The sequence below is a fragment of the Streptomyces sp. NPDC048392 genome, from assembly GCF_043200575.1.
In the GTDB taxonomy this organism is placed as follows: Bacteria; Actinomycetota; Actinomycetes; order Streptomycetales; family Streptomycetaceae; genus Streptomyces.
The window spans coordinates 18,800-45,234 of record NZ_JBICYB010000041.1; the positions used below are offsets into that span (position 1 = coordinate 18,800).

20 protein-coding genes, 1 tRNA gene and 6 pseudogenes are annotated in these 26,435 nt (G+C 71.3%); 12 read left to right on the forward strand and 15 right to left on the reverse strand.

The annotated features are described in order from the left end of the window. Positions 1-18 precede the first annotated feature (18 nt). Positions 19-1,044, reverse strand: coding sequence for a selenide, water dikinase SelD (selD, locus tag ACGFYH_RS32670; RefSeq protein ID WP_393806784.1), 1,026 nt, complete (start codon positions 1,042-1,044; stop codon positions 19-21). Between the two features lie 78 nt (positions 1,045-1,122). On the opposite strand from selD, the gene ACGFYH_RS32675 reads away from it, so the two are divergent. After that, positions 1,123-1,215 (forward strand) — tRNA-Sec (locus ACGFYH_RS32675). Positions 1,216-1,304: 89 nt separating this feature from the next. On the opposite strand, the pseudogene ACGFYH_RS32680 reads toward ACGFYH_RS32675, so the two are convergent. Next, positions 1,305-3,017: pseudogene (locus ACGFYH_RS32680) on the reverse strand (GTP-binding protein); the annotation flags it as partial. Between the two features lie 5 nt (positions 3,018-3,022). Next, complete coding sequence (gene selA, locus ACGFYH_RS32685; protein ID WP_393806785.1) at positions 3,023-4,414, reverse strand: L-seryl-tRNA(Sec) selenium transferase; 1,392 nt, start codon at positions 4,412-4,414, stop codon at positions 3,023-3,025. A gap of 608 nt (positions 4,415-5,022) precedes the next feature. Here selA and ACGFYH_RS32690 point away from each other — a divergent pair. From ACGFYH_RS32690 to ACGFYH_RS32705, 4 genes and pseudogenes are all read left to right on the forward strand, one after another. Then, on the forward strand, positions 5,023-5,142 hold the full coding sequence (locus ACGFYH_RS32690) for a DUF5133 domain-containing protein (RefSeq protein WP_393806786.1): 120 nt from the start codon (positions 5,023-5,025) through the stop codon (positions 5,140-5,142). Between the two features lie 102 nt (positions 5,143-5,244). Continuing rightward, positions 5,245-6,279, forward strand: a complete 1,035-nt coding sequence (locus tag ACGFYH_RS32695) for a YihY/virulence factor BrkB family protein (RefSeq protein WP_393806787.1) — start codon at positions 5,245-5,247, stop codon at positions 6,277-6,279. Positions 6,280-6,684: 405 nt separating this feature from the next. Next, entirely contained in the window at positions 6,685-7,659 is a 975-nt protein-coding gene (locus tag ACGFYH_RS32700; protein WP_393806788.1) for a hypothetical protein, read from the forward strand. Positions 7,660-7,671: 12 nt separating this feature from the next. Then, positions 7,672-7,971 (forward strand): annotated as a pseudogene (locus tag ACGFYH_RS32705) (TlpA family protein disulfide reductase); the annotation flags it as partial. Between the two features lie 328 nt (positions 7,972-8,299). On the opposite strand, the gene ACGFYH_RS32710 reads toward ACGFYH_RS32705, so the two are convergent. Next, complete coding sequence (locus ACGFYH_RS32710) at positions 8,300-9,103, reverse strand: acetate uptake transporter (protein WP_393806789.1); 804 nt, start codon at positions 9,101-9,103, stop codon at positions 8,300-8,302. A 941-nt stretch (positions 9,104-10,044) separates the two neighbouring features. Between ACGFYH_RS32710 and ACGFYH_RS32715 the strand changes: the two genes are divergently transcribed. Then, complete coding sequence (locus tag ACGFYH_RS32715) at positions 10,045-11,397, forward strand: SGNH/GDSL hydrolase family protein (RefSeq protein ID WP_393806790.1); 1,353 nt, start codon at positions 10,045-10,047, stop codon at positions 11,395-11,397. Between the two features lie 56 nt (positions 11,398-11,453). Here the strand turns inward: ACGFYH_RS32715 and ACGFYH_RS32720 are convergent, their stop codons facing one another. Then, positions 11,454-11,963 carry a PepSY domain-containing protein gene (locus tag ACGFYH_RS32720; protein ID WP_393806791.1) on the reverse strand — a complete coding sequence of 170 codons (510 nt, stop codon included), beginning with the start codon at positions 11,961-11,963 and terminating at the stop codon, positions 11,454-11,456. A gap of 296 nt (positions 11,964-12,259) precedes the next feature. On the opposite strand from ACGFYH_RS32720, the gene ACGFYH_RS32725 reads away from it, so the two are divergent. The 3 genes and pseudogenes from ACGFYH_RS32725 to ACGFYH_RS32735 form a co-directional block, all read left to right on the forward strand. Then, the gene (locus ACGFYH_RS32725) at positions 12,260-13,621 is read left to right on the forward strand and encodes a DUF2254 domain-containing protein (protein WP_393806792.1); all 1,362 of its coding nucleotides are present in this window, start codon (positions 12,260-12,262) and stop codon (positions 13,619-13,621) included. A 49-nt stretch (positions 13,622-13,670) separates the two neighbouring features. Beyond that, the gene (locus ACGFYH_RS32730) at positions 13,671-14,156 is read left to right on the forward strand and encodes a TetR/AcrR family transcriptional regulator (RefSeq protein ID WP_393806793.1); all 486 of its coding nucleotides are present in this window, start codon (positions 13,671-13,673) and stop codon (positions 14,154-14,156) included. Positions 14,157-14,416: 260 nt separating this feature from the next. Further along, a pseudogene (locus ACGFYH_RS32735) lies at positions 14,417-14,843 on the forward strand (DUF5914 domain-containing protein); the annotation flags it as partial. A 50-nt stretch (positions 14,844-14,893) separates the two neighbouring features. Here ACGFYH_RS32735 and ACGFYH_RS32740 read toward each other — a convergent pair. The 7 genes and pseudogenes from ACGFYH_RS32740 to ACGFYH_RS32770 form a co-directional block, all read right to left on the reverse strand. Beyond that, positions 14,894-16,462, reverse strand: a complete 1,569-nt coding sequence (locus tag ACGFYH_RS32740) for an FAD-dependent oxidoreductase (protein ID WP_393806794.1) — start codon at positions 16,460-16,462, stop codon at positions 14,894-14,896. Further along, positions 16,459-17,193: a class I SAM-dependent methyltransferase gene (locus ACGFYH_RS32745; protein WP_393806795.1), complete on the reverse strand. Its 735-nt coding sequence runs from the start codon at positions 17,191-17,193 to the stop codon at positions 16,459-16,461. The genes ACGFYH_RS32740 and ACGFYH_RS32745 overlap by 4 nt, the downstream gene beginning before the upstream one ends. After that, positions 17,190-18,374: a lycopene cyclase family protein gene (locus ACGFYH_RS32750; protein WP_393806796.1), complete on the reverse strand. Its 1,185-nt coding sequence runs from the start codon at positions 18,372-18,374 to the stop codon at positions 17,190-17,192. Before ACGFYH_RS32750 ends, ACGFYH_RS32745 begins: the two co-directional genes overlap by 4 nt. Positions 18,375-18,403: 29 nt before the next feature. Then, a complete protein-coding gene (locus ACGFYH_RS32755; RefSeq protein ID WP_393806797.1) occupies positions 18,404-18,652 on the reverse strand; it encodes a hypothetical protein in 249 nt (82 codons plus the stop codon). After that, the gene (locus ACGFYH_RS32760) at positions 18,649-19,116 is read right to left on the reverse strand and encodes an SDR family oxidoreductase (protein ID WP_393806798.1); all 468 of its coding nucleotides are present in this window, start codon (positions 19,114-19,116) and stop codon (positions 18,649-18,651) included. The genes ACGFYH_RS32755 and ACGFYH_RS32760 overlap by 4 nt, the downstream gene beginning before the upstream one ends. A gap of 57 nt (positions 19,117-19,173) precedes the next feature. Next, positions 19,174-19,816 (reverse strand): annotated as a pseudogene (locus tag ACGFYH_RS32765) (FAD-dependent oxidoreductase); the annotation flags it as partial. A gap of 997 nt (positions 19,817-20,813) precedes the next feature. Next, positions 20,814-21,125, reverse strand: a pseudogene (locus tag ACGFYH_RS32770) (TetR/AcrR family transcriptional regulator); the annotation flags it as partial. 38 nt (positions 21,126-21,163) lie between these two features. On the opposite strand from ACGFYH_RS32770, the pseudogene ACGFYH_RS32775 reads away from it, so the two are divergent. Beyond that, positions 21,164-21,633, forward strand: a pseudogene (locus tag ACGFYH_RS32775) (hypothetical protein). A gap of 400 nt (positions 21,634-22,033) precedes the next feature. On the opposite strand, the gene ACGFYH_RS32780 reads toward ACGFYH_RS32775, so the two are convergent. Beyond that, the gene (locus tag ACGFYH_RS32780; protein ID WP_393806799.1) at positions 22,034-22,345 is read right to left on the reverse strand and encodes an NIPSNAP family protein; all 312 of its coding nucleotides are present in this window, start codon (positions 22,343-22,345) and stop codon (positions 22,034-22,036) included. A gap of 581 nt (positions 22,346-22,926) precedes the next feature. Continuing rightward, the gene (locus ACGFYH_RS32785) at positions 22,927-24,162 is read right to left on the reverse strand and encodes an amidohydrolase family protein (RefSeq protein ID WP_393806800.1); all 1,236 of its coding nucleotides are present in this window, start codon (positions 24,160-24,162) and stop codon (positions 22,927-22,929) included. A gap of 103 nt (positions 24,163-24,265) precedes the next feature. Between ACGFYH_RS32785 and ACGFYH_RS32790 the strand changes: the two genes are divergently transcribed. Beyond that, positions 24,266-24,733, forward strand: a complete 468-nt coding sequence (locus ACGFYH_RS32790) for a MarR family winged helix-turn-helix transcriptional regulator (protein WP_393806801.1) — start codon at positions 24,266-24,268, stop codon at positions 24,731-24,733. Positions 24,734-25,529: 796 nt separating this feature from the next. Continuing rightward, positions 25,530-26,003 (forward strand): hypothetical protein, encoded by a 474-nt coding sequence (locus tag ACGFYH_RS32795; protein WP_393806802.1) that lies wholly within the window; start codon positions 25,530-25,532, stop codon positions 26,001-26,003. An 83-nt stretch (positions 26,004-26,086) separates the two neighbouring features. Here the strand turns inward: ACGFYH_RS32795 and ACGFYH_RS32800 are convergent. Beyond that, on the reverse strand, positions 26,087-26,435 hold a 349-nt coding region (locus tag ACGFYH_RS32800; RefSeq protein WP_393806803.1), incomplete at its 5' end, for a transposase.

The window sequence follows — 26,435 nt, forward strand, 5'->3', positions numbered from 1 at the left end:
ACGTCGGGCGCGTACGGATCAGCGCAGGATGACCGAATGCGGCCCGCGCCCGACCAGTTCGCCGATCACCGGCGCCCCCGGCACCTCCCCGGCCACGAGCAGCCCGCCCGAGGTCTGGGCGTCGGCCAGCAGGAGGCGGGTGTCGGCGTCGGTGTCGCCGAAGTCGGTGAACGGCGCCACCCACTCCAGGTTGCGCCGGGTGCCGCCGCTGACGTAGCCGTCGCGCACCGCCTCCCGCGCGCCGTCGAGGCAGGGCACGGCGGCGGTGTCGAGCACGGCGGTCACTCCCGAGGCGCGGGCCAGCTTGTGCAGGTGGCCGAGGAGGCCGAAGCCGGTGACGTCGGTGGCACAGACCGCCCCGGTGTCCAGGGCCGCCGCGGCGGCATCCCGGTTGAGGGCGACCATGGTGGCCACCGCCTGCTCGAACCACTCGCCGGTGGCCTTGTGACGGTTGTTCAGCACGCCCAGACCGAGCGGTTTGGTCAACGAGAGCGGTACGCCGGGCCGCCCGGCGTCGTTGCGCAGCAACCGGGCGGGGTCGGCGAGGCCGGTGACGGCCATGCCGTACTTGGGTTCGGGATCGTCCACGCTGTGTCCGCCGCCCACGTGGCAGCCGGCCTCGGCAGCGATGTCCAGGCCGCCGCGCAGCACCTCCCGGGCCAGCTCGAAGGGCAGGACGTCGCGCGGCCAGGCCAGCAGGTTGACCGCGAGGACGGGGCGGCCGCCCATCGCGTAGACGTCGGAAAGCGCGTTGGCGGCGGCGATCCGTCCCCAGTCGTAGGGGTCGTCGACGACCGGCGTGAAGAAGTCGGCCGTGGACACCACGGCCTGCGCGGCGCCCCCGGGCGTGGCAGGCAGGGTGACGACGGCCGCGTCGTCACCGGTGGCCAGCCCCACCAGAAGCGGCGTGTCACTCGCCGTCGTTGCCGTCCTGGCCAGCGGGCCGAGCACATCTTCGAGTTCACCGGGAGGGATCTTGCAGGCGCAGCCGCCGCCGTGAGCGTACTGGGTGAGGCGTACGCCGGTCCTGCTCGTCGATGTCATGCCGGTACTCCTTGGTGGTGACGGGACTCGGTGGCGACGGGACGGTGGCCGGGTGTCCGTGTAACCTGGCCGGGCGGTGGAGGCGTGTGGGTGCCTGGTGGCCCTCCCGGTCTTCAAAACCGAGGTGTCCGAGGATCTCGGGCAGGCGGGTTCGATTCCCGTCCGCCTCCGTTTCCGCCGCTCTCGACGGTCGGCCGGCAGCGTCGACGCAGATCGTCCACCCGTTCCGTCAGTCCCCGCGCGTCCAGGTGCTCCAGCAGAGGGACGGCTACCCGGCGCGTCGTGTCCAGCGCACGGCGGGCCTCGCTCAGCGTGAACGGCTGCGGCAGCCGGCCGAGGACGGCGGCTGCCTGGGTGTCGGCGCCCGGCAGCAGCACGATGGAGTCGCCGACCCGCAGGAGTGCGCCGGCGGCGACGGCCGCGCCCAGAGCCTTGCGGGTGAGTCCGAGGTCCCTCAGCCGGTCCGCCTCGGGCGCGCGGAAGGGCCCGTGCGCCAGGTCCCGCCGTACGGCGTCGACGGCCGAGCGCAGGGCCGGCGGCAGAGCGGGTCCGGCAGCGGCGCCGTACAGCCGCCCCTGACGGTGCTGGATTTCGCTGGCACCGGGTGTCCGGGCGAGGGCGTCGACCAGCAGCCGGTCGGGGAGGCCGAGCAGGCGGCGCGCGGCCTCCGTCGGCAAGCCTGGCTCCATCGGATGCTGCCGGGTGTGCCGCTCGACCTCCTCGGCGAGGCGGGCGCGCAACCGGGCCCAGTGGCCGGCGTCGGCCAGCCAGTCCCCGGTGACGGGCTCCGCCGGAGGGGGTACGCCCATCGCCAGAAGTTCGCCGCGCCGTACGAGCCGGCGTCGCCGCAGCTCCTCGGTGCCGTCCGGGCGTCCGGTCATCGCGGCCAGCTCCTCGGCGCGGGCCCGGCCGGCTCCCCGTCGGGCCAGCCGCGGCGGACGCACGTCGAGGACGGTCACCGCGCAGGGGACACGGGTGCCGCCCGGTTCGCGCAGGACGGCGCGGTCGCCGACGCGCAGGGGCAGCGGACGGCTCAGCGTCAGCCTGACCGTGTCCTCGCCCAGCGGGCGGACGGTCACCGGCACCGCGGCCGTCCCGATGTGCAGGGTCGGGTCCCGGGGCAGATCGGCGACTGGTTCCCCCGTGACACGGACGTCTGCGAGGGCGGTCAGCAGCCAGCGGCCCGGCGAGAGCAGGACCTGGCCACGGTGCAGCGCGCCGTCGGCGGCACCGTGCACGTTGACCGCCACGCGGGCCACTGCGCTCACGGCGCTGCGGTCCTCGTGCAGGCACTGCAGCCCGCGCACCCGAAGCTCCCCCGTGCCGTCCCCCGTCAGCAGCCGGTCGCCGACCCTCAGCGTGCCCGCGCCGAGCGTGCCGGTCACGACCGTGCCGCGTCCGCGCACAGTGAAGGCGCGGTCCAGCCACAGCCGTACGTCGGCGTCGGCCGGCGGCACGGGCAGGGACCCGGCCAGCCGGCCCAGCTCCCCGCGCAGCTCGTCCAGTCCGGCGCCGGTCACCGAGCTGACCACGACGGACGGCACCTTGCCGAGGGAGGTGGCGGCGAGGCGTTCGACGGCGTCGGCCCGTACGGGTTCGGGGTCGGCGAGGTCGCTGCGGGTCACGGCGAGGACGGCCCGCCGCACGCCGAGGGCATCGATGATCGCGAGGTGCTCCTGCGACTGCTGCTGCCAGCCCTGGTCGGCGGCGACCACGAAGAGCACGGCGGGCACCGGTCCCACTCCGGCCAGCATGGTGGCGACGAACCGTTCATGCCCGGGCACGTCCACGAACGCGAGGTCTTCCGTTCCCTCGGACCCCCAGTCCTCCGTCCGGGTCCACACGAATCCGAGATCCAGGGTGAGCCCCCGGCGGCGTTCCTCCTCTTGGCGGTCGGGCTCCATGCCCGTCAGCGCCCGCACCAGGGCGGACTTTCCGTGATCGACGTGCCCGGCAGTGGCCATCACACGCATGACGTCTACCTTTCCGCCGCGGCGGCCCGTACCGCTTCGGCCAGCCGTTCGTCGTCCTCGACCGGGACGGCGCGCAGGTCGAGCAGGCACCGGCCGCCCTCCAGGCGCCCCACCACGGGGATTCGCCCGGTGCGCAGCGCGGTGGCGTAGGCCTCAGGCAGGGACAACGCGGCGCTGGGCAGCGTCACGCCGGGGGCGCCGCCTCCGCCCACCGTCGCGTCGCTCGGCGCGCACCGCGCGTCCACACCGTCGGCGCTCAGTACGGCGGCCAGCCGCTCAGCCCGGCGCTCGAGCCACTCCGGATCGGCGGTCAGGGCGTCGGTGGTCGGGTTGCCAGGCCCGGTCAGGGTCGCCTGCAGGGCGGCGAGGGTGAGCTTGTCCACCCGCAGGGCGCGTGCGAGGGGATGCCTGGAGACCGTCCGCACGAGGTCGTCGTCGCCGAGCAGCAGTCCGCACTGGGGCCCGCCCAGCAGTTTGTCGCCGCTCGCCGTTACCAGCGAAGCGCCGGAGCGCAGCTGGCTCTCGGCGTCCGGCTCCTCGGGCAGCGTCGGATGGGGCGCGAGCAGCCCGGAGCCGATGTCGACGACGACCGGGACGCCCAGCGCGGCCAGTTCGCCGGTGCCGGCGGCGCGCGTGAACCCGCTGATCCGGAAGTTGGAGGGGTGCACCTTCAGGATGAAGCCCGTCTCGGGGCCGAGGGCATCGGCGTAGTCGACGACGGTGGTGCGGTTGGTGGTGCCGACCTCGCGCAGCCGGGCTCCGGTCGACACCAGCAGGTCGGGCAGACGGAAACCGTCTCCGATCTCCACCATCTCTCCCCGGCTGATGACAATCTCGCGTCCAGCGGCGAGCGCGGTCGCTACCAGGACCAGCGCGGCGGCACCGTTGTTCACCACGTGCACGCCGCGGGCTGTGGGCACCCGTGCCCGCAGGGCGGCGAGCGCGGTGCGCCCTCGGCGGGCACGTACACCGGTGCTGAGGTCGAGTTCGACGTCGGTCGGCCCGGCGGCCTCCCGCACCGCCGCGCGGGCGGCCGCCGACAGGGAGGCCCGGCCGAGGTTGGTGTGCAGCAGCACCCCGGTCGCGTTGATCACCGGCCGCAGTCCGCCGAAGGTGGACGGCAGCAGCGCGACCGCCGCGTCCGCCACGCCGGCGGGCGGGACGACCCCGTCACGGGCCTGCTCCTGGGCCTGCCGGACGGCGGACTTAACGATTCCGATCCCGAGCCGGCGCACCGCGTCCGCCAGCCTCGCGTCCCGCAGGATCACATCGGTGCGGGGAATCCGTCGCCGGGCGTCCGTCCCGTCCCGGACCGGGTCATTACCGCGGTCCCGACCGCTCGTCGGGGCCGGTCCGCCTGTTCCCACGGTCGTCTGCCGTGCGGCCCGCTGGTCCACGCGCTCCTCCCTGCCCGGCCGGCCTCCTGCCTGCCCGAGGAAGCCCATCGTCTCTCAGTGCCCCTGCCGGGCCACACGACACGCCGGACAGCCCGAGCAGGGGCCGCTGCACGTCGGACCACGGGGCACACAAAGGGGACGAATCATAGCTTTTCAGGCCGCCGAACCGGCCGCGGCGCCCCGGCCGACAGTGGAGAGGGTGGGAGTCGGCTCCCCGACGAAGGCGCCGCATGTGCCCCCTGTGCGACGGATCGGGACCTGCTGACTGGGACCGGGGCCGTCCGTAGCGTGTCGTGCCAGCCTCGGTCATCCTCGCCGGTCAACGAGCCGAGAAGGGAAGACAAGCGTGGATCGGACGGCCCGCTCGTGAGGCCCAGGTACAAACCGGCCTGCCTGGGCCGTGGTCGCTCTGGGTGGCGAGGTGGGAGCCGGGCGCGGAAAATCGGGTACCGGAGCACACGGCCCGGTCCGGGTGGTGTGTCGGCGCGGAAGGGAGCTCTGTGATGCCGATGACCCGTCCCGCGGTGCCGCCGGAGTCGATCGAGCAGTACGAGGCCCCCGCGGACCTGGACGCCTGGCCTGCGGACAGCACGTAGGTACGCCGGCGCGTGGAAGACGTCACCTACACGCTGTGCGTGACCACCGGCACCCGGCACATCGACGCGGCCCTGCTCACCGCACGCCCCGACGCCTGGTCGGAGGACAACCCGTCCGGGTACGACGGTTGATCCGTCTGTGCGGATGGTCGTCGCTCGGATCCGCCCGCGAGCCTGCGGCCCGCCCGAGAGCACCTGCCACACGGCCCCGTGGGCCGACACTCTGGAGACAGCATGGAGGCGCTGCGACGGATCGACGACTTCCAGCGGCGGCACACCTTTCTGGGCAAGCCGTTGGCCGTGCTGTACAAGTTCGCCGACGACCAGGGAATGTACCTCGCCGCCCTGCTGGCCTACTACGGCTTTCTGTCGCTCTTCCCGCTGCTGCTGCTCCTCGTCTCCGCCCTGGCAGTCCTGTTGGAGAACAATCCCGACATGCGACAGCAGGTTCTCGACTCGGCCCTGCGCAATTTCCCGGTCCTGGGCGATCAGTTGAAGCAGAACGTCCACTCCTTTCAGTCCAACGGAGTCGCCCTTGCCGCCGGAGTGGTCGGAAGCCTCTACGGCGGGCTCGGGGTGGCGCAAGCCGCGCAGCATGCCTTGAACAAGATCTGGGCCGTGCCGCGGTACGCCCGTCCCAACCCTGTCCGGGCAAGGCTGCGGGGACTCGCCTTCATCGCCCTACTGGCCGTCGGACTGATCGCCACCACCGCGCTGTCCGCTGCGGCCTGGGGTGCGGGAGCCTTCGGGGTACGGTTCGACGCCGGTTCGCGCTCGGCAGCGGTCTTCGCCGTCGTCGTCCTCAACGCGGCGTTGCTGGTTTCGAGTGTCCGTATCCTGACCCAGGCGGGGATCAGCCTGCGCATCCTGTGGAGCACGGCGGTCGGCGGCGCCTGCGCGTGGCAGGCACTCCAGTGGGGCGGTGCCTACTACGTCGGGCGCTTCCTGAACGGTGCCAGTGCCACGTACGGCATGTTCGCCATCGTTCTCGGCCTGTTGGCCTGGCTCTACCTGGGAGCCCTCGTCTTCGTCCTCACGGCGGAGACCGGTTCGGTCCATGCGCACCGGCTGTGGCCCCGCAGTTTGCTGACACCCTTCACCGACCGGGTCCGTCTGAGCCCGGCGGACCACCGTGCGTACCGCTCCTACGCCACCACTCAGAGGTTCAAGGGCTTCCAGAAGGTCACGGTCGAGTTCACCGGTGGGCTGCCGAACGATACGCCGGACGACGGAACGGCGGGCACGGACGGCGCGGAGAAGGGCCGGTAAGCCAGACCGGCCGGAGTTCACCCTCGTGGAGAGCCCCGAGGCTGCTGTGTCGTGTCGGGCCGCTTGGGAGTGCTCTTCGCGGTCCGGGTGGCGAACACGCACCGCGCGGCGGCAACCGGCAGCGCAAACGCGCGAGGTCCCTGTCCGCGTTCCCCTCCGCGCACGGTCCCCCTCCCGCCCCTGCTACGACAAGTGCCGGACCAGAGGAAAGACTTATCCGTGACCCGGTCCACCTACATGCCAGGGAACGACCCTCTGTTTTGACCGCGGCCGCCGGGGGACACGAAACGGGTGAAAAAGGACGAACGGCCAGCCTTTACGGGAGCAGCCTGCCGACTCGACCTGTCCCACCGCGCCCTCGCCCACATCCCGGTCGGCGCCGGACCGGAAGGAATCGCCGTCGACGTGGACAGCCATCGCGCGTTCGTCGCCTGCTCGCGCGACAACGCGGTCGCCGCCGTCGACCTCGACCGGTTCGTGAAGGTGTGGCAGGCCGATGTCGGGCGCGAGCCCATCCCCGTCATCTTCGACCAGCCCACCCAGCGGCTGTTCACAGCCGACGCACGCTCCGACACCGTCACCGTGCTCGACGCGGCCACCGGCACCCGCCTGGCCAGGATCCCGGTCGGCAGCTACCCTGCGGGCCTGGGACACCACCCCGGACTGCGCCGGGTCTTCAGCGGGAACACCGCCGCGGGAACGGTCACCGCGATCGACGCCGACCGCCTGGAGGTGATCGGAACGGTCGCGGCCGAACTCGGCGCCGGCAGCATCGCCGTCGACCCCCTCACGGGCTACGGGTACTGCGTCAACTTCATGGCCGCATCCGTCACCGTCTTCGACACAGTCACGCTGCGGCCGCTGAGGCGCATCGCGGTCGGCGAGGGGCCGTGCAAGGCGGTGGTCGACGCGGACAACGGGCACCTCTACGTCGCGGAGTCCCTGCACAGCACCGTCGCCCGCATCGGTCTGCACACCGGCGCCCTCCTCGGGCGGCTGCCCGCCGAACGCGCTCCCGTCGGCCTCCACGCCACCGCCGACGGCGGGTGGCTGTTCGTGTGCAACCGCGGCGCCGGAACCGTCAGCGCATTCGACGCCCGCTCCATGAGCGAACGGCATCGCATCGTCGTCGCCAACGGGCCCGGGGACTGCGCCACCGACCCCTCCACCGGTCGGCTGCTCGTGTCGAACGTCGGCAGCGGCACCCTCACCGTCGTGGATCGTCCCTGGCTACCGAGCCATCAGCCGCAGGCCCCGCACCCCGCCGAGGGCCTTGCGCTGCCCGACTTCGCCCTGCCAGACCTGCACACCGGTCGCATCCGCACCACCCGCGAGTGGGCGGAGAGGAAGTACGTCATCAACTTCTTCGCCAGTTGGTGAGGTCCGTGCAACGCGGAGGCGCCCGTTCTGGAGGAACTGCGCCGCCGTACCGCCCGGTCCGGGCTGGACATCGTTTTGATCAATGTGTGGGAGAGCGTGGCCGCGTCGGAAGAGGCCCGCAACTTCGCCGAGGTCTGGGGCGTCGACGGCACGGTGCTGCTCGACGAGAGCGGGCAGTACGCGGCCCGTCTGGGCATCCGCGGCGTACCGACGAACGTCCTGGTCGCCGCCGACGGCACCGTCCGCGGCGTCGGCATGACCAACCCCGCCGAACTCGACGCCGCTGTGGATGCCCTCCTCGCCGAGGGCTGAACACGCCCCGGCACATCGGCACTCGGGGCGCCGGTTGGCGGCCGGGCTCATGGCCATGTGCCCGGGCTCACGGACCCGGCTGTGCCAGCGCCTGCGCGTCCGCCGAGTGGGCAAGGGCAAAAGTCGCCGGTACGAGCGAGCATGCCCACGTCGCCCTGACCGACGGCACCCATCAGCGCGTCAGGGCACCGGCCACGCTGGTGGGAGCGCTTGCACACCCATCCCTCCGGTGCCACGGCGAGCTGGTCGCCGAGCGTGAGTGGCTGACGGCGTGCACGGGTCGGGCCGACGCCCGCTATGAGACTCGGTAGGGGCGCCGGGCGCCGGATTACTGGCCGGCCTTGGCGCCGGGCTCGCCGGAGGCGTACTCGATGGGACGGGTCTGCTTGTGGCCGGGCACGTTGCCGCGCAGGCTCCACCGGCCCAGCGGAAGGATGATCCGGCCGCCGTACGACTGCTCCAGCATCATCGCCCCGGCGGTGTACCAGGCGGCTGCGGAGGAGGCGACCAGAACCCAGCCCGCGGCCAGCACCAGACCGTGGGTTGTGCCGATGATGCCCGCGGCCAGCAGCGCCGAGCCCGCGGCCAGCAGTGCGAGGACGAGGAACAAGGCCAGGTTCTGTCCGAGCGAGGCGAGCGCTCCGAAGATGGTGGTCACCGCGAGGACGATCCACCAGAAGCCGAACGCCTGGCTCACCGTGGTCTCCAGCGGTAGCAGGCCGTTGGCCACCATGAGTTGCGTCATGCCCCAGGCGAGCCAGAACGCCCCCCAGGTGCCGTGCATGGCGGTAGCCACGCCATCACGAGCCCGATAGGCCCACATGCCGGCGGCCAACTGCGCCAGGCCACCGAAGAAGATGACCAGCGGCGCGAGAACGACCGGCGACACGAGTCGGTCGCCCCACCACTCGGCCAGGTTGGACGCCACCATGAACGTCGAGGAAGCGAAGCCGAACAGGCCCAGGATCGACGGCGCGGCGATCGGGCTGAGCACCAGGCGGCTGCGGCCGAGCCACGCCTCGTGACTGTCCGGGCCATCGGAATCGTGGTCGGCCGACAACCGGGATGTCGATCCCTGGCCCGGCGAAGCCGATGATCCGGGCGGAGGCTGCTGTTCCGGGTGCTGGGTCACGACAGGTGTCTCCTTCGGGTGCCGGGTCAGTTTCGCCAGTTGTGCGGATGGACTGGCGGGCCCAGTCGCCGGTCTTCAGGGTGGCAACGGATACCGAAGGCCGCAGGGCTGGGAACCAAGGCCAGCAAACAACGCATACGCAGCATGCGCACGCCGGGAGGCGCGGTCACCACTGCGATCACCCTTCTGGCCGCCCAGGTCGACGACGCCTTCAGCCCAGCAGGGGCGCGACGAGGGTCGCCGTGTGCCCGCAGTGTGCCTGCTTCCGGCCCGCGGCGTAGGGCGCCCCTCTGGGTGAGCGTCCGGTTCGCCGGTCACGTCCGGCGGCAGTCGGGCTTGTGAAGCGGCGTACCGTTCGTCTCTCTCACGGATGTGCGCTCCTCTGAGGAGTCCGCCGTCTGGCCCAAAAGGTGACGTCAGGCCGCGGTGTGCGTGGCATGGCTGTCAGCGGTGGCCGTGTGCCGCCGGGACTTCGGAGGAGAGGTGGCAGAGGATGTACGCAAGGCTGACGGAGCCGTGGCGCCGGGCAGCGCCCTTGCTGACAGTGGGCTGTCTCGCCGCCCCGGGTACGACGGGACGGGTCGGGGACGACGCCATCACGCACAACCCCGCCGGGCCCCGCCCACGTCGACGACAAAGCCACCGCCGGGCCGCGACCGACCTCCCCCTCACCGGATGAGTGACGCCAACGGAGCAGTGGCCACGGGCGACGGTCGATCGCAAGAAGCCCTGCGCACGCCGCCAACGTCTCCTTGCCTCCTCCTGCCCCGTCGATGTCCGAGCGGACCGGTCGAGCAGCTTCCCGTCCGCCTGTCCCTCGACGCTCCCTCAGGCACCACACCGGGCGTTCCTCACCCCGCGACAGGGCCGGAGCGGTGGCAGTGAGCCTGAGGCGGAGGCGTCCGACGCCGCGAAAGGGCCGCGGGCTGCGACGTCGGGTCATGGTCTCCGCCGCGTACCTTCTCGGGTTCTCCACGCTGGCGCTGGGCGCGATGTGGCTGGCCGTGCGGATCACTCCGCTGCAACCGGTGTCCACGGCCGGCCAGACGGTGCGGGTCGGCGCCGCGCCGCTGGACTGGAGCCTGTCCGGTCCCGGACGGCTCGACCTGTTCGGCCAGAGCATTCCCACCAAGCCGCACTTCGACGGGCCGATCAGGCCCCGGCTGGAACTGACACACATCCAGGAGGACGCCGAGGTGGCCCGCCTCCTGAGCTCCGGCGACCACGAACGGCTCACCCTCGAGGTAGGCCGGAAACTGGCGGCCGGCTGGCTCCGCTACGGAGCCTGGGAGACCGCCGTGGCCGCCGGGCTGGTGCTGCTCCCCCTCGCCGCCTGGACCGGTCTGCGCCGCATGCCACCGCGCCGGACCGTCCTCGTACTGGCCGGTGGAGTGGCGCTGGTGACCGCGGTCAACGCCGCCGGTTTCTACCTGATGGCCTCGGCGACCCCTCAGGTACTGCGGAACGTGCGGTCCCTCGAGGACCTGGTCGGCGACAGCCCTCTGTCCCCCGTGCCCCGGGCCGAGGGGCCGCCACTGGGTGATGTACGGGCGGTGGCCCTGGGCGACTCCACCGCCGCCGGCACCGGGAACCGGCCCCTGAACGAGCCCACCGCACTCGACCGGGCATGCCGGCGCAGCGCGGACTCCTACCCACGGGCCATGGCCCGGGCCAACGACTGGCGTGTCCTCAACCTCGCCTGCTCCGGCGCCACGATCCGCGACGGCGTCCTCGGCGTGCAGATCATCGGCGACCGGGTCGCCCCACCCCAGCTCGCGCAAGCACGACGGGCCACCGAGGCGTCCGTCATCACGGTCAGTGTCGGGGCCAACGACGTGCGCTGGGCGGAGCTGGTCAAACTCTGTGTGGCCTCCCCGTCGTGCGACGACCGGGCGTCCACCGCGTTCTTCCAGAACCGACTCGCCCGGTTCGCCCTCGACTACCGCACGCTCCTGCGCCAACTGGCCGCCCTTCCGCAGCACCCCGCTGTCCTCGTCAACGAGTACTACGACCCCTTCGGCCCGGACGTCGGCTGCTTTCGCGACGAAGGACTCACCCGGCAGAAGGTGCAGGTGCTGCGTTCACGGCTGGCCGCCCTCAACACCGCCCTGCGGCAGGGAGCCGAGGCAGCCGGCTTCACCGCGGTGAGGCCGGACTTCACCGGGCACGGCCTGTGCAGCGCTCAGCCGTACGTACAGGGGCCGACCGACCGCGCCCCCCTGCACCCCACCGCTGCCGGAGCCTTGGCCATCGCCCTCACCGATCAGGAGGCCCTGCCCGCTGACGCACGGTGACCGCTCACAAGGCGCGGCCGGTGCCACCGGTGCCAGAACCCGCGTTTCCCACCGGTTCAGGCCGGGTGACGTTCCAGGACCTCGCCGGTCCTCGCGTCCACGACGTGCACCGTCGCCGACTCGTCGGCCACACCGAGGACACTGACCCTCCAGACCGGGTCGCCGTCACGCCCGTCCAGCCGGACGGCGGTGACGATCTCCCCCGTGCCGGCCGCTTCACGGGCCGCCTCGCCGGGCAGGATTCGAGCCTCCTGAAGACGCTGCCTCATGTGCTGCCGCCCGGAGTCCGTCATGTTCGGGCCGGAACTCGTTTCGAGCACCTCGCCCCGGGTCGCCCCGAGCCGGACCGTGTGCAGCAGTCCTTCCTGGTCCGCGATCCGGCTCTCCCACACGGGCGAGTCGGACGCGGGCTCTTTCAGTTCCAGGGCGACCAGCTCACCGCCGGTCACCTCCGTCACGGACAGCCGAATGGCACGCTCGTCGTCGACCTCGACCATCTGGAACCGCTCGGCGGGTTCGTTCAGCGGATCGTCACGCCCGCAGCCCACCAGCAACGACAACACCATCAGAGGCACGGACGTAGCCACGGCGAACCGCTTCAACGGCCGCCCGCTCCCGTACCGAGAGACGACTCCCATTACTCCCATAGGAGCTGACTATCCACCTCACGTATGACTAGCCCAGATATGCGGGTAATGCACTCCATTGCACCTCTGCGCCGTTCATCCGCAGCAGTGACTCACGATTTGCCTCAATTGTCATGCCCGGTAGCTTGAACGTGTGCTGACACCGAAGTCATCCCTCTGGCTCCCCGTGCCGGGAGCCTCCTCGCTCCCGGCGGGGTTCCCGATTCCCAGCACCGATGCGTGACACGCTCCGGGTCCAGCTGTGGCCGCTGCCCACGCTGGGGATCACGCTCGCGGTCGTCGCGGGGGTGGGGCTGCCCCGGCTGGACGGGCGGATCGAGCACGACGTGCCGTTCTGGCTGAGGGATTACCTGTTCGGTGGCAGCGCGGACGCCGCGCGCTCGGTGCTGGCGGCGATCGCCGGCTCCCTGGTCACGGTCACGGCGCTCACCTTCTCGCTCACCGTGGTGACGCTGCAACTGGCCAGCAGCCAGTTCTCCCCGCGCCTGTTGCGGACCTTCACCGCGGACCGGTACGTCCAGACAACCCTGGCGCTCTTCCTCACGACGTTCACGTTCGCCCTGACCGTCCTGCGCACCGTGCGCACCGGCGAGGACGGGCAGACCGGTTTCGTCCCCCGGGTGTCGGTCACCGTGGCCTTCCTGCTCACTCTGGCCAGTCTGCTGGCGCTGGTCGTTTTCCTGTCGCACCTGGCCCGCGAACTCCGCATCGAGACGATGATGAACAGCGTCCACTCCGCCGCCGACCACACCATTGACCGGCTCCTCGCGAAGAGGCGGGACGCGACCCGTGGGAACCCCGCCGCCGGGGGCCCTCCTGCTCCACCACCGGAACCGCCCACCAGCGCGCTCCCCGTGACCGCCGGCGCTTCCGGCTTCCTCACCTCCGTGGACGAGGCGGCGCTCCTGGAGGCAACCGTCGAAGCCGACGCGCTCGTGCTCATCGACCGGCAGCCCGGAAGCTCGCTGGTCGTCGGCACACCCATGGGAGCAGCCTGGCCGCGCACCGGGGAGCCGTTCTCCCCCGACACCCGGGCGCGTCTTGCCGAACGAGTCTCCGAGGCGGTGCGGACCGGTCCCGAACGCACCGACCTCCAGGACGTCGCCTTCGGACTCCGGCAGCTCACCGACATCGCCGCGAAAGCGCTCTCCCCGGGGATCAACGATCCGACCACCGCTGTACACGCCCTGTCCTACACCTCCGCCCTGCTGTGCGAGCTGGCGAGCCGTGACCTGGGCCCCCGGCTGCTGCGTGACGACCACCAGCGGGTCAGAGTGGTGCTGCACCGCCCGGACCTACGGGACCTGCTGGAACTGGCGGTGGCGCAGCCCCTGCGCTACGGCGCCTCCGAGCCCGCCGTCCTGACCCGCATCGCGATGCTGCTGCGCGAACTCGCCTGGCGCAGCACACCCGACCAGCACCCGGCCATCGGCGCCGCGCTTACCCGGCTGCGCTCCACCATCGACGCCCAGAACCTTCACGCCACCGAACGCTCCCGGCTCACCGAGCTGACCGGGTTCGTCGACGAGGCCCTGGCCGGGCGATGGACACACGGCCGCAGCGGGGGCGGGGCCTGACCGCACGGTCCGCCGTCGCAAGCCGCCCGAGGTTCCGGCCGACGCCCCCGTGACCATCGCCCAGATCGCCCGAGAGGCCGGCGTCTCCCAGCGCACTCTGTTCCGCTACTTCGGCACCAAGGAGGACCTTCTGGGCGGCGACCAGCACCGGTTCGGGCAGGTCCTGACGAACACGATCAGCGAACAGCCCGACGAAGCCGGTGCCTGGGACGCCCTGCGCGCAGGGGGTGCCGCCGTGTCGGCCCTGCACGACAGCCACGAACAGGCCCTGGAGCGGTTCCGCCTCTTGCACAACACCCCGTCGCTGCGCGCCGGCTGGCTCGAAAAGCGACTGCGGTTCCAGGAGGACCTGCTGCCGCTCGTCGAGGCGCGTATGGGCGCTGCCGTCGGCAGTGGGGACCCGAGGGCCCGCGCGGTGATCGCAACGGCGTTCGGGTGCCTTGATGCCGCGTCAATGACGTGGGTCGGCAATGACGGCGAGAGCGACATGATGGACCTCTACGACGAATGTCTGGCGGCAGTACGCGGCTACTAGGCAGTTTCGCGCCTGTCGCGCCAGGCAGGCCGCCGGCACCCGCTCGCGCACGGGATCACCGTGGTCCACATCGCCTCCCGCGGGACCTACGGTGTCCCGCGCACCCACGCCGAACTCGTCCGCCCGGGCCTGCGCGCGAACCCCATGCGCGTCGCCTCGCCTCGCCTCGCCTGCCGACTGGACCCGGCCGCCAGCGAGGCACGGCCGAGCGGCGTTCGAGTGGCAGCGGAGGGGTGGCCAGGAAGTAGGTCCTGCCGCGGGGGGCATGGTTCCCCCCGTACTCGTCCGCCGACCTGTCGGTGGTGCTCGAGCCGCAGGACGACGAGGACGACGCCTTCGTCGCCGATGTCTCCGTCCGGGTGGCCGGACGGCTCGTCGTCCCGGTGCGCCCGGTTCACCGCGTCGGAGCCGCGCACGGTCGTCATGCGCCTCACCGGCGGCGAGGGCACCACGTCCGTGGTGGAGACGCATGCGACGCCGCTGACCGGGCTGCACCACGAACGTCCGCGCGCCGCCGTGGCCGAGGCGACCGTCGCCGCCTCGGACCGGCCCGGCTTCGCTCTCGCGCGGGCCGCGGCCCCCGTGCTGCGCCCGCTGATGCGCCGTACGGCCGGGCGTCTGCGGCGCGACGACCTGGCCTGCGCCGAACGGCGCTGGACGCTGCGCAGCACCGGGCGGTCCCCCGGCCGAGCGGGCACCGGTGGTCGCCCCCGCCGCGGCTCCCGAGCGGGCTCCGGTCAGGGCGAGGGGCGGCGTCCCGCGACGGCCCCGAGCGCCCTGAGCAGGGGGGAACGGCCCGATCTCGGGACCGTCCACAGCACTTGTCCCCGTACGCCCCAGTCGGCGAGCAGGGTGTTCGCGGCCAGGAAGCCGGTGGTGGCGGCTCGTTCCATGAGGGCGACGGGCAGGTCGCAGCGGATCGCGTCACCGGCCAGGGCCAGCCACGAGTGGGGGGTGCCCACGGTGGGACGCCGGCGGTGTGAGCCGACCTCGAAGAGCGGGCAGTCCGAACGCCACTCGTGCCGGGCGTCGACGACGCGCGCCTCGCCGGTCTCCGGGTACACCTGGTGCAGCCGGTCGACGACCATGTCCTGCACCTTCTTCGGTTCCGCCGCCGGGTCCACGGCGTAGGCGTGCAGTTCCACGACGGAGCCCCCGGTACGAGCGGCCCACCGGGCGGCCTCGCCCTCGTACCTGTCCAGGGTGCTGATGTTGTCCAGCCCGCCGTAGCCGCTGGTGCCGAGGAATCCCGGCCGGTCGGCGCGGACCGGCCGGTCGAGCCAGAGCCGGGAGACGAGGAAGGGCGGTGCGGTGCGCAGGGCGGCGATGCCCTCACGCCAGCCGGAGGTGCCCAGGCCGGGGGAAGCGGCGACGGTCTGCCGCAACCCTCCGGTGTCGAGGGCGAGCACCACGCCGTGGTGCCGACCGGTACCGGCGTCGGTGCGCACGTCGGCTCCTCCGCCATCGCGGGGAAGGATCTCGTGCACGGGCGTGCCGGTGCGCACGTCCACTCCGAGGCGCTGAAGGTAGGCGCCGAGCGGCTCCCACAGTGCCTGGGGGAAGGGCTCGCCCGGTGCGTCGAAGAGCAGGCCCTCGGCCGATCCGAGGAAGTAGATGTGGAACATCAGCAGCAGTTCGGCGGCGGACAGTTCGCGCGGATCGGCGAAGAAGCTGCGCGAGAACACCTCGAAGGCCAGATGGTGCGCGGCTTCCGGGAAGCGGACGCTTTCCAGGAATGCGGTGGCGGTGACGTCGTCGAAGCGTTCGTAGACCTCGGGCACGCGCACGTCGAGGAGCGGGAGTGCGGCCCGGGCGTCCATGGCGGCGAGGTCCCGCCAACCGAAGGTGGGGCTGAGGGCGACGAATCCGAGGGCGCTGAGAGGAGGGGTCCTGGGGACGCGGGCGAAGCTGTCGGTCAGGCCACCGCTGTGCCGCAGGGGGTAGTCGGGCAGCGGAGTGAGTCGTTCCAGGGCGGGGTCGGTCCGGCGGAGCAGGCCGCGAAGGTTGTAGTACTGGCGGAAGAAGGCGTGGAACCCGCGGCTCATGGTCACGGTGGTGCCGTCCACCAGCGTGGTCCGCCGGCCGGAGAGCCTGCCGCCGAGTGAGCCTTCCTTCTCGTACAGGATCACGCGGGCACCGCGTTCGGCCAGCAGGGTGGCCGCGGCCAGACCGGCGATTCCCCCGCCGACCACCGCGACGGACGGCTCCTCACCCCGTCGGAATCGTTCCGCGCCGGGTGCGGGGAACAGGATCTCGGCCTTGCGGTCGCGGCCTCGTCGGGCGGCAGTGGTGCGGCGGACGGTCACAGTGCGCGCTCCCTTGTCGTGGTCGAGCCGCCGTTGCGGGCGAGGAAGGTGTGCACGATGCCCGTCTGCCATCCGGCGACGGGGGCGACCCGCACCCGGGTCAGACCGGCTCGCGTCAGCCGGGCCGCGAATTCGGGGGCGAGGTCGAAGTCGATGACGCTGTGCCACAGATGGCGGTACAGGGCACGGTCGCCGGTGAACGTGCCCGCGGGGATGACGAGCCCGTGGCACACAGCCGTCCACAGCGCCCGGTGCACCCGAGATCCACTGAGGCTGTACTCGTGGGCGGCGAAGCGTCCGCCCGGCCGCAGGAGTGTCCGAACGGTCTTCAGGGCCGCGTCCGGGTCGGTGACGTTCCGGAACAGGTAGGCGGCGAAGACGGCGTCGAAGGGGTCTTCGCCGGCCGTCGCGAGTTCCTCCGCGTTCAGATGGAGGAAGCGCACGCGTGCGGGCCACGGCTTGGCCAGTGCCCGGCGCAGCATGCCCGCGGAAGCGTCCACGGCGGTGATCCGGGCCCGGGGTGAGGCCCTGAGCAGGGCCCGGGTGGAGGCGCCGGTGCCGCATCCCAGATCGAGAAGGTGCAGACCGGCTCCGTCGTCGGGGAGTTCGAGACGGCGGGCCGAGCGCAGGAGGTCGGTGCGGTAGCCGGGGTTGAGGGAGGTGAGGCTGTCGTAGGTGCGGGAGGCGTGGTCGAAGGCGCGGGTCAGGTCGCGGTCGCGCAGGTGGGTCATCGGTGGCTTCCTCCGATTCGGGCGATGGGCGGGGAGCGGCGCGGCAGGAAGGCCAGTTCGGCTGCCGTGGAGAGCATCGGCCGGACAGGGGCGCGGAGCCCGATCCCCCACTCCTCCCGAAGCGAGGTCGTGCCGTCGAGGAAGCGCAGAAGTCGCTCGGCCGGGACTCGGCGGAACAGGTCGGTGAAGAAGTCCGGGCCGTCGATGCGCCCGGTGTCCAGAGCACGCAGCAGGACGGCGTCCATGGCCAGCGCCCGTCGCCTGTGGGGTGCCGGGACGGTCCCGTGTCCGTCGCGCAGGGCGGCGGCGATGGCGCCGCTCTGCCGTTGCACCGCCGCGAAGGTGTAGCCGGTGGAAGGGCGGGTGGCGCCGCCCGCGGTCCCGATACGGAACACGGCGGCCCCGGCACGCCGCGGAAAGCGGGCGTCGGTCATGGGGATGGCTCCCTGCTCCGTCCGCTCCACCGTGAGCGCGCCGAGCCCGAGGACGTCGTGGCAGTAGTGACCGAGTGCCCCCTCGTACGCCTCGGTGGGCAGCGCCTTGCCGGAGAACTCGGTGTACTCCACGAGCGCCCGGTCCGGCGCCAGCGGCAGGACGTAGCCGAAGGCGAGCCCGTGGGCCGGCTGGGGGACCCGGAAGTCCATCAGATCAGCGATCGCGGGATCGAAGCGGTCGGTGCCGGTGCGCAGGAACCAGCCGCGGAAGTGCTGCAGCAACCGCGTACGCGCCGGCGGCAGGACGGGCAGCGGTCGCGAGTCGAACACACGTCGGGCGCGCAGCGTCAACGACCAGTCCCCTGGCAGCGTGCACCGGACCTCCGCGCCTCCTGGGACGTCGCGCACCGATTCCGCCGTGGCGCGCAGGACACGACCGCCGTCCGAACGGGCCAGGCGGCCGTGGACCAGACGTTCGAAGTCGGTGGAGCGCACCATGCGGTAGGTGAACGGGACCGGTTCGACGGTGACCGGACGGCCGTCGGCGCCGTGCACGCGCAGCACGGACCAGGAGGCGCTGACGACCTCGTCGAGACCGTCGACGCCCGTGTCCCAGTAGCACCAGGTCCGCTCCGCAGGGCGCAGCGGGCCGTCCGGCGGCTCGATCACGGTCACGGTGGCGACGCCGGTCTCCGTCAGCCGGTGCGCGAGGCTGAGACCGGCCGCACCGCCCCCGACGACGACCACGTCGCATCTTTCGACAGTGGGGCGGGGGGTCACCGTGCTCGCCGTTCGACGACGGGCGTTCCGTCCGGGCGGGTGCGCAGCAGATCGGAGTCCGCCGTCGGCGCGTCCGCGCCGGCACCGGCCACCTCACGCGGGTCGCCGCCTCCGGAGGGCGGCGGCGCCGTGCCCGCTACCGGACGCTGGGCGAGGCCGCTGCCGAGATGGCCAGGCCGGACCTCAAGCACCGCCGCACCGCCGCCGCGCGCTTCGCGGCGTACGGCGTCCAGCCAGGCGCTCAACGCGCGGCCCTGGAGACGCTGTGGCCGGTCATCCGGGGCTGCGGCGGCTCGGCCATCACTCCGGTGACGGCGGCGATCGCCGGCCCGGTGCGCAGGATGCCGTGCGCGGCATGGCAGAACGCCGCGGGCGCGAGGTGGCCGACCGGCATCAGGTGCTCCGCGCCTTCGTCGCCGGCCTCCTCCGCCGCGCCGAAGGCCACCGATCCGAACGCGGCCACGAAGCCTTCCAGCCCCTCCGGGGCAGCCAGCGTGTCACGCACGGCACGTGCGCCCGACTCGGGACCGTCGGCGTCGCAGCGAGCGGTCACGGCGCCCGGATGCGTCCGTGCGGCCCGGGAGAGACGGCTCGGGTCGCGTCCGGCGAGGGCCACACGCGCACCGCGGTCGGCCGGTTCGGCGGTGGTCGCACCGCCGAACACTCCGGTGGCACCGGCCACCGGGACACGGGCAGCGCTCGGTCTCACGCTTCACTCCTGGGTACACATCCGGCGAGACGGTCCTGTCGGTCACTGCTTCGGTCCTGCGAGCTGGGCCGGCACGGCGCCGATGCCCTGCGCAGGCAGGCACAGGGACCCTCGCACCATGCTGCGCCAGACCAGGTGGATGAAGCGCGCGGAGGTTTCCAGCCGGTCCTCCAGGAACACGCCGGACAGGAACGGCCGCAGGATGCCGGCGATGACGGCGTCCGACACTCCCGCCCGGGCCAGGGCCGCCCGGGTGGTGCCGTCCCCGCGCCTTCTGGCGGCGGAAGCGGGCAGAACGGCGTCCCGAGCGGTGTGTGCCGCCAGCGCGGTCAGGTCGCGTGCCGAGAAGCCCCGCCCCGGCAGCAGAGTCCCCGCCAAACCGGGCTCCCTCGTCGGGTCGGCGAGCCGCACCGGGCCGTTCGGTGTGTGCGACGATGCCCGCAGTGAACGGCCGCAGATGCGGGCTTTTCAGGTCCAAACGTCTCTTCACCTGCGGATACGAGGTGTTGAACACCTGGAATCCACGGTCCAGCAGAAGTCCGTGTCGCCGGTCCGTGCGCATCCGGCCGCCCACGCCGTCCGACGCCTCCAGCGAAGCCACCCGCCATCCGGCGCGGCACAGGCCCAGTGCGCACGCCGGGCCGGCCAGCCCCGCACCGACGACGGCGGCGTCCGGTGCCCGGCGGTGTTGGTCGGTCATGCTGCTCCTCGGTCGACGCGGTACTCGTGGCGCACGGAGGCCGGGGACTGCTTGCTCGGCACCTCGCCAAGGCCAGTACCCGGAGCGCGCTGACACAGGCCGCCTGCGAGCGCGGCACCGAGCGGCGGTCGATCGACGCCGAGTGAGGCAGCCGCGACCGCCGGTTCAGCGGACCACGTTCCGCGGGCCGATGCCAGGCGCCACGGCCAAGAGCCCCGGACAAGGAGACGTCACCGGGCGACCACCGACCCCAGAGTGGCGGACTCTGCACCACCTTCTTCAGTGATGCTCCCGCCCTCGCCGACGACAGGGGGCTTCACGTTGGGCGCCGCCACCATCGGCTTTCTGTCGCGGACGACGAACGGCGGGACTCCCGAGACCGGTTCAGCAGAGCGGTTCCGCGGGCCGAGGAGAAGGCTGTGGCGCACGTGGCCCTGTTCCCACGTGCGTCCACTCCCGGAGAGATCGCTTGCTGGAGCAAGCACCTGACGGCGCGCGGGTACGGTTCGGGGCGCATGCTGGTTGGTGAGTCTCAACGGTTCCGCTTTCTCGGACCGAGGAGCAGGCCATGCCATCCCTGCACTTTCATCTGAACTCCTCGATGTCCCCCTCCGAGGTAATGGGGGTACTGACCGACTTCAGCCCTTCGCGCGTCGAGCCGTGGCCTTCGATCGACGCCGAGCACTTCGAGGTGCACGAACGAGGCGACACCTGGGCTGAGGTCACCGAGGGCAATGACAAGTCGTGGGAGCACGCACGCTATGAATGGGATCCGGCGCAGAACAGGGTCACCGTGACGACGCACGACTCCACGCCCTTCGGGTCGGGTGGGTGGAGCTTCCAGATGTCGCCTGCAGACGTCGGCACACGCGTCGACGTCGAACTCGAGCGGCATCCCAGCTCGTTCAAGGCGAAGCTGCTGTCGCCGATCATTCCTTTCGCAGGGCCGGTGTTCCGCAAGTCCTTCACGGAACCCTTGAAGGCCGTGCAGCCACCCCTCGAAGTGGGCTGCGTGGCCGAGGGCGAACTCGACGTACTGCGCCCCCATATCGCGCAGCCGGTGCGCGGTGTCGGTCGGCACCGTGGCCAGGGTGGTGGCCAGCGATTCGAAACCCTCGGTGGCGATCGCGATCAGCAGACCCGCCTTGTCCCTGAAGTGGTGGGCGGGAGCGGCGTGCGAGACCTCCGCGCGGCGGGCGAGGTCGCGGAGGCTGACTGCGGCGACGCCGTCGCTGCGGATGACCTCCAGTGCGGCGGCGAGGACGGCCCGGCGCAGATCTCCGTGATGGTATGCGGATGTTGCGGACACTGCAGCAGGGGCGACGGACACGGCAGGCCGCCCGCCCCATGGCTGCCGCCAACGCCGCCCTGCCCTGGCCCGGCGAGCCGCACATGGTGCTCTGGTATGCCGCCACCATCCTTCACGAGCACCGGGGCGACGGCCACATCGCCGCGCTCCGGGCCCACGGCACCGGCCCGAATCCCTGGTCTCGCACGCCGCCGTCGGCGCCGCGCCGCAGGAGGTGTCCGGCAGCAGGCAGTGGGCTGACGAGGAGTGGGCCGCCGCGCGCGAACGGCTCACCGTCCGAGGTCTGGTGGAAGCAGACGGCAGGACGACCGACGAGGGGCTCCGGGTCCGTACCGCGACCGAGATGCTCATCGACGAGCTCGCCGCCGCCCCCTGGAACGCGCTCACATCCGATGAGACAGCCCGGCTGTCCGAACTGCTCGTACCACCGGTACTCGACATCGTCGGCGCCGGACTCCTCCCGACTCAGAGCACCCTCGGTATCGGTATGACATACGACTACGAGTGAGGGGCGACGCACGGTCCCGAAGCCATGTGAGCTACGGGAAAGGGCTCAACCACGGCCCCCGGTGTCCGGCTCGGCCCGCACGTCGGCCCTTCACCGACCGCGGCCAGGGATCGGTGGCGTGGCTGCACCAGGATCGGCAGGGCTTCCTGGCCATTGGCATCGACGACGTCGGGCGCTTGAAGCCTCGGGCGTCGCCGCGGCCGATGACATCGCCGGCTCCTTCCCACTGCCGCCCTCGAAAATCACCGCGCTCCTTGCAGGGCTGGAAGCGGCCGAACCCGCGCGAGGGCTCGGTAGGTACGGTCAGGGCACAGTGGACTCGCCGGCCGAGGCAGGCGAGTCCACCGACTTCCCGAGCCGCTCCGAGCAGGTCGGCCACCGACTTCCGCACGCACCGAGGCTAGGACAAGCCGTCGAGCGGCCGAAGGAAACGACGCTCGTACCGCTTGATGCAGCGGGTGTGACGAGCCAGCGCGAACGCTTCCTGACACTCCGGGTCGGACATGCTGTCCGTGCGGTACTGCTCGTACGCGGCGAGACTGGGAAACGAGAAGAGGGCGTAGGCGATGTCGCTGTCGCTCTCACTCGGCAGGAAGTAGCCGTGGTGCCTCCCGCCGAAACGGTTGACGAGCCCAACCCAGCGCCGGCCGTACTCCTCGAAGTCCTCAAGCTTGTCGGCGTCGATCTCGTACCTCAGATGAATAGTAATCACGCCTACACATTCTCCCTTGACGCGGGCGGCGCCTGTGGCTCATTGGTCCATTGCTCGGCGCGCTGCCATCGTGGGATCAAGGGTGCCGCAACAGAAGGCCGAGAGCGCCGTCGCGGCGGTCGGGGCACGGTCGGCACCACCACCGCGCTCGCATCGCACAGCCGTGTCGTCCTGACGCCGACCACCGCCTGCGGGCAGGCCGTCCTGCACGCCCGCAGAGAGACCGGCTTCACTCCCGCGGCACGCTACGTCACCGCCGACATCGCCCCAGCTCACCCTCGCACGAGCCGGACTCGCCACCGTGTTCATACCCCCAGACAGCCATCAACCCGGCCACGACGTCCGACCGCCCACCGCGCCAATCGGTGACGCACACGAAAGTGGCCTCGACTGAGCCTCCACCAACTCGAATTCGCAGGTCAAAGGGCTGGTGTGCTCGGATATCGGGGTACTCGTGCTGGTCGTGGGCGGGAGTCCGCGGAGAAGATCGCCTGTCAGCGGTTGACTTCGTGGAAGGTCGATGTACCGAGGCGAGCAAGAACCGGACAGTTGACTCCTTCCCCCGAGGGGAAGTGGTGCGGTCATGCCGCGAGGCGGGTGCCGCGGCGCCAGACGGCGCGGGTGTTGAGAGTGTCGCTGATGTTGTGGGTCGGGTCTCCGTCGACCAGCAGGAGGTCGGCGCGGAGCCCCTCGGCGATGCGGCCCCGGTCGCCGAGGTGGAAGCGGCGGGCTGTGGTGGCAGTGGCTGCACGCAGGGCCCGTTCGGGAGTGAGGCCGGCGGCCACCAGGTATTGCAGTTCGTGGTGCAGGCTCGCTCCGTGTGCCAGGCCCCCGAAGAATGGTTCGGGCATGGAGGCGTCGGTGCCGGCCAGCACGTCGACGCCGGCGGCGTCCAGGGCGTGCACGGTGGCGTCCAGGGCGTGCACGGTGGCGTACACGTCGGCGAGCTTGCCCTGCGGGTAGCGGTTGTAGCTGGAGCGCAGGGTCCTGTCCCACTCGCTGTCGAGGCGTGCGGCGACTCGGGGGTCGTCGGCGAGCTCGCTCCCGGTGATCCCCATCATCGATGCATCGAGGGTGATGCAGGGAATGACGAACATGTCCGCGTCTTTGACGATGCTGATGATCTCGGCGGTGTGCGGCTGGTCCATGAACACGTGGGTGACGCCGTCGATGCCGGCTTCGGCGGCCATCCTGGTGGCCTCCGCGGTCAGCGCGTGGGCCACGGTGAGGGCGCCGTACTTCTTGGCTTCGGCGACACCGGCGTTCACGGTGGCCTGGTCGAGCGAGGGCAGCCCGGGATGCCCCTCCACGCTGCCGTCGTCGATCATGAACTTGATGAAGTCGGAGCCGCGGGCGAGGAGCTGGGGCACGAAGGCGGCCGCTTCCCCTGGCGTGGTGGAGAACGGCATCAGGGGCATCACCGGGGGGAGATCCCACTTCGGCCGGAAGCCTTCGGGCATCAGCTCACTCGGGTGGCCACCGGGCGGTGTGATGGCGAAGCCCGAAGAGCGCACGTCAGCTAGGGTGTCGTCGGCGGCGATGGACCCCCGGTTCTCCCGGGTGTTCATCCCCTGCATCTCCAGTTCGGTCGTCACCCCGAATCTCAGGGCGAGCGCCAGGGAACCCGGGGCGGAGTGAACATGGGCGTCGATGAGCCCCGGCAGCAGCGTAGCGCCGCTGCCGTCGACGATCTCGCTGCCCGCAGGAGCGTCGCCACCGACACGGGCGATCCGCCCGCCGTCGATGACCACGGTTCGCACGCCTGTCGCCTTCTCCCCGTCGAAGATCTGCGCGCCTGTGATCGCGGTGAGCGCCATAGCGGTCGGCCCCGTTTCCTCGCTAGTCCATGATTTACATACCCAACGCTATGCAATTACCTAGCGGTATGCAAATGTGCGGGCCGGGCCTAGACTCGGTCGCATGAGCAGCGCATCCTTCTTCGAACAGTCTCCCGGCGACCAGGCGCTGGATCAGATCGGCCCGGCGCTGTCACGGTTGCGCCGCCGTGCACCGGCATCGAGCAAGGATCTGTCCCGCAACCTCGTACTCAATGTGATCGCCGATGCGCCGGGCGAGACGACCGTCGGTCGCCTTGCTGACGAGATGGGCGTCGCCCAGCCGGCGGCAAGCCGGACCGTCGCCGCCTGCATCGAGGACGGCCTGCTGCGCCGGACGGCGTCCCAGTCCGACGGACGCCGCACCGTGCTCGAACTCACCGAACATGGCGAGGCCGAACGCAACCGCTTCGCCGCCGAACAGCGCCAAGCGTTCGAGGAGATCACCGCAACCTGGTCACCGGAGGAGCGGATCCAGTTCGCACGCCTCTTGGCTCGATACGGAGCTGACGCCACTGCGTGGGCCAGGAAGCAGGCAGCCGACCGCGGCTGAAAGAGCGGTGCCCCGACACTCGTCATGGCGTGGAACCCCTCCTCGGTGGGCCTCGTCTTCTTCGTTGAAGATCGTGGTCGTAGGAGAGGACACAAGCTGAGTGACCGCGAGCGAGGCCAGGACACCGGCCCCCCGCTCGCCGGAGAAGCCTCCTGGTGGGCCGGGCTCAGGCTGACCGGAGGACTGGTCCTCACTGTGAGCGGGATCGGGCTGCTCTTGTGGCTGACCCTGCGCGGAGGCACAGCCGACAACGACTGGTTCCCCCTACGGCGGGGCCGGCAAGGTCCTGGCCGTCGGATGCGTCGTTGCCGGCACGACGCTCCTGGCCCGCCGCCGCCAAGGCGGTGTCCTACGTCAAGAGGCGGACGAGTGCGCCACCAGACTCCTGCGCGCTCTGCTCGTCCTGACGAACCTCGAGGTCAACCGCTGACGGATGACTTTGTCCTTGGACTCCCGCCTGTAACCAGCATGAGTACCCCGAGGACCGATCACACCAGCTTTTTGACCTGCGAATTCAAGTTGGCGAATGCTCACTGGATCACCCGCAGTCGGGGCCCCTGACTGGGCGCGGAACATCGTGTCGTGCTCCCGGCGAATGGTCCGCGGCAGCGTCACCGTTGCCCTGCGGTGGAGTGCCGCAGTGGGGCGCGTAGTGCGTGTTGCCGGTCCAGCGGGCCGGGAAGGCAATGCGGCGGAGATTTCGTGAAAAGCCGGACGCCACCCCCGCGACAAGCGGAGCATTCAGAGCAGGACCTGTCATGCACCGATCGGCGACATCTCACCACAGGAGTTGCGGATGAAGCGTCTACGGGAAACACAGCTGCTGGGCGTCGGCGTCATGGCGCTGCTGCTCGGTCTGGTCGCCGCCCCCACCGCGCAGGCGGCACCGGCCGAGGCGGCCACCGGCACCGCAGCCAGCGAGTGCAGCGGCAGCTGGGACGGCAAAACCTACTGGGCCAAAAGCCCGTCCGGTAGCAACGGGGGCGGTTACGCCCGCACCTACTGGAATTCCTCGACCAAACGGAACTGCGCGAAGTTCTGGTCCAGCCCCTACGACGGCCTGGCTTCGAACATCAAGCTGTACCTCCACGACGAGAGCGGCGACTACGCCGCCGACCCGCCGCCGGAGCACCCGGTCAACTACCACTACTACGCCGGGCCCCTCTACACCTGGTTCGACGCGACCAATGAGTGCATCCACCTGAGCGGCTCGCTGGTCCGCAGCGGGGTGACCTACACCCTCAGCACCCCGGACATCCGTTGCGGCTGACCGGCCGTCGCTGAACACTGACGAGAGCGCCGGATCGGCTCCCGGTCGGGGAGCGACGAGCTAGGTTCTGTCTGGAATTCGGATCATGAGTGCGGAGTGATGCTGCGGAGCCAGAGCATCGTGCCGCAGAGGTGCAGGCCAGCTTCGTAGCTGGTGGGGGTCTTGTCGTAGCGGGTGGCGATGCCTCGCCAGTTCCGTAACCGGTTGATGCACCGTTCAACCGTGTTGCGCTCTTTGTAGAGTTCGGCGTCGTGGGTGAGGGGCCGGCCGCCTCGTCGGCCCTTCTTCTTCCGGTTGGCGGCCTGGTCCTTCTTCTCCGGGATGACCGCCTTGACGTTGCGTTTGCGCAGGTGAGTGCGGTTCTTGCGGGACGAGTACGCCTTGTCGCCGGCCACCGCGTCCGACCGGGTCCTCGGGCGCCCGACCGGCCCG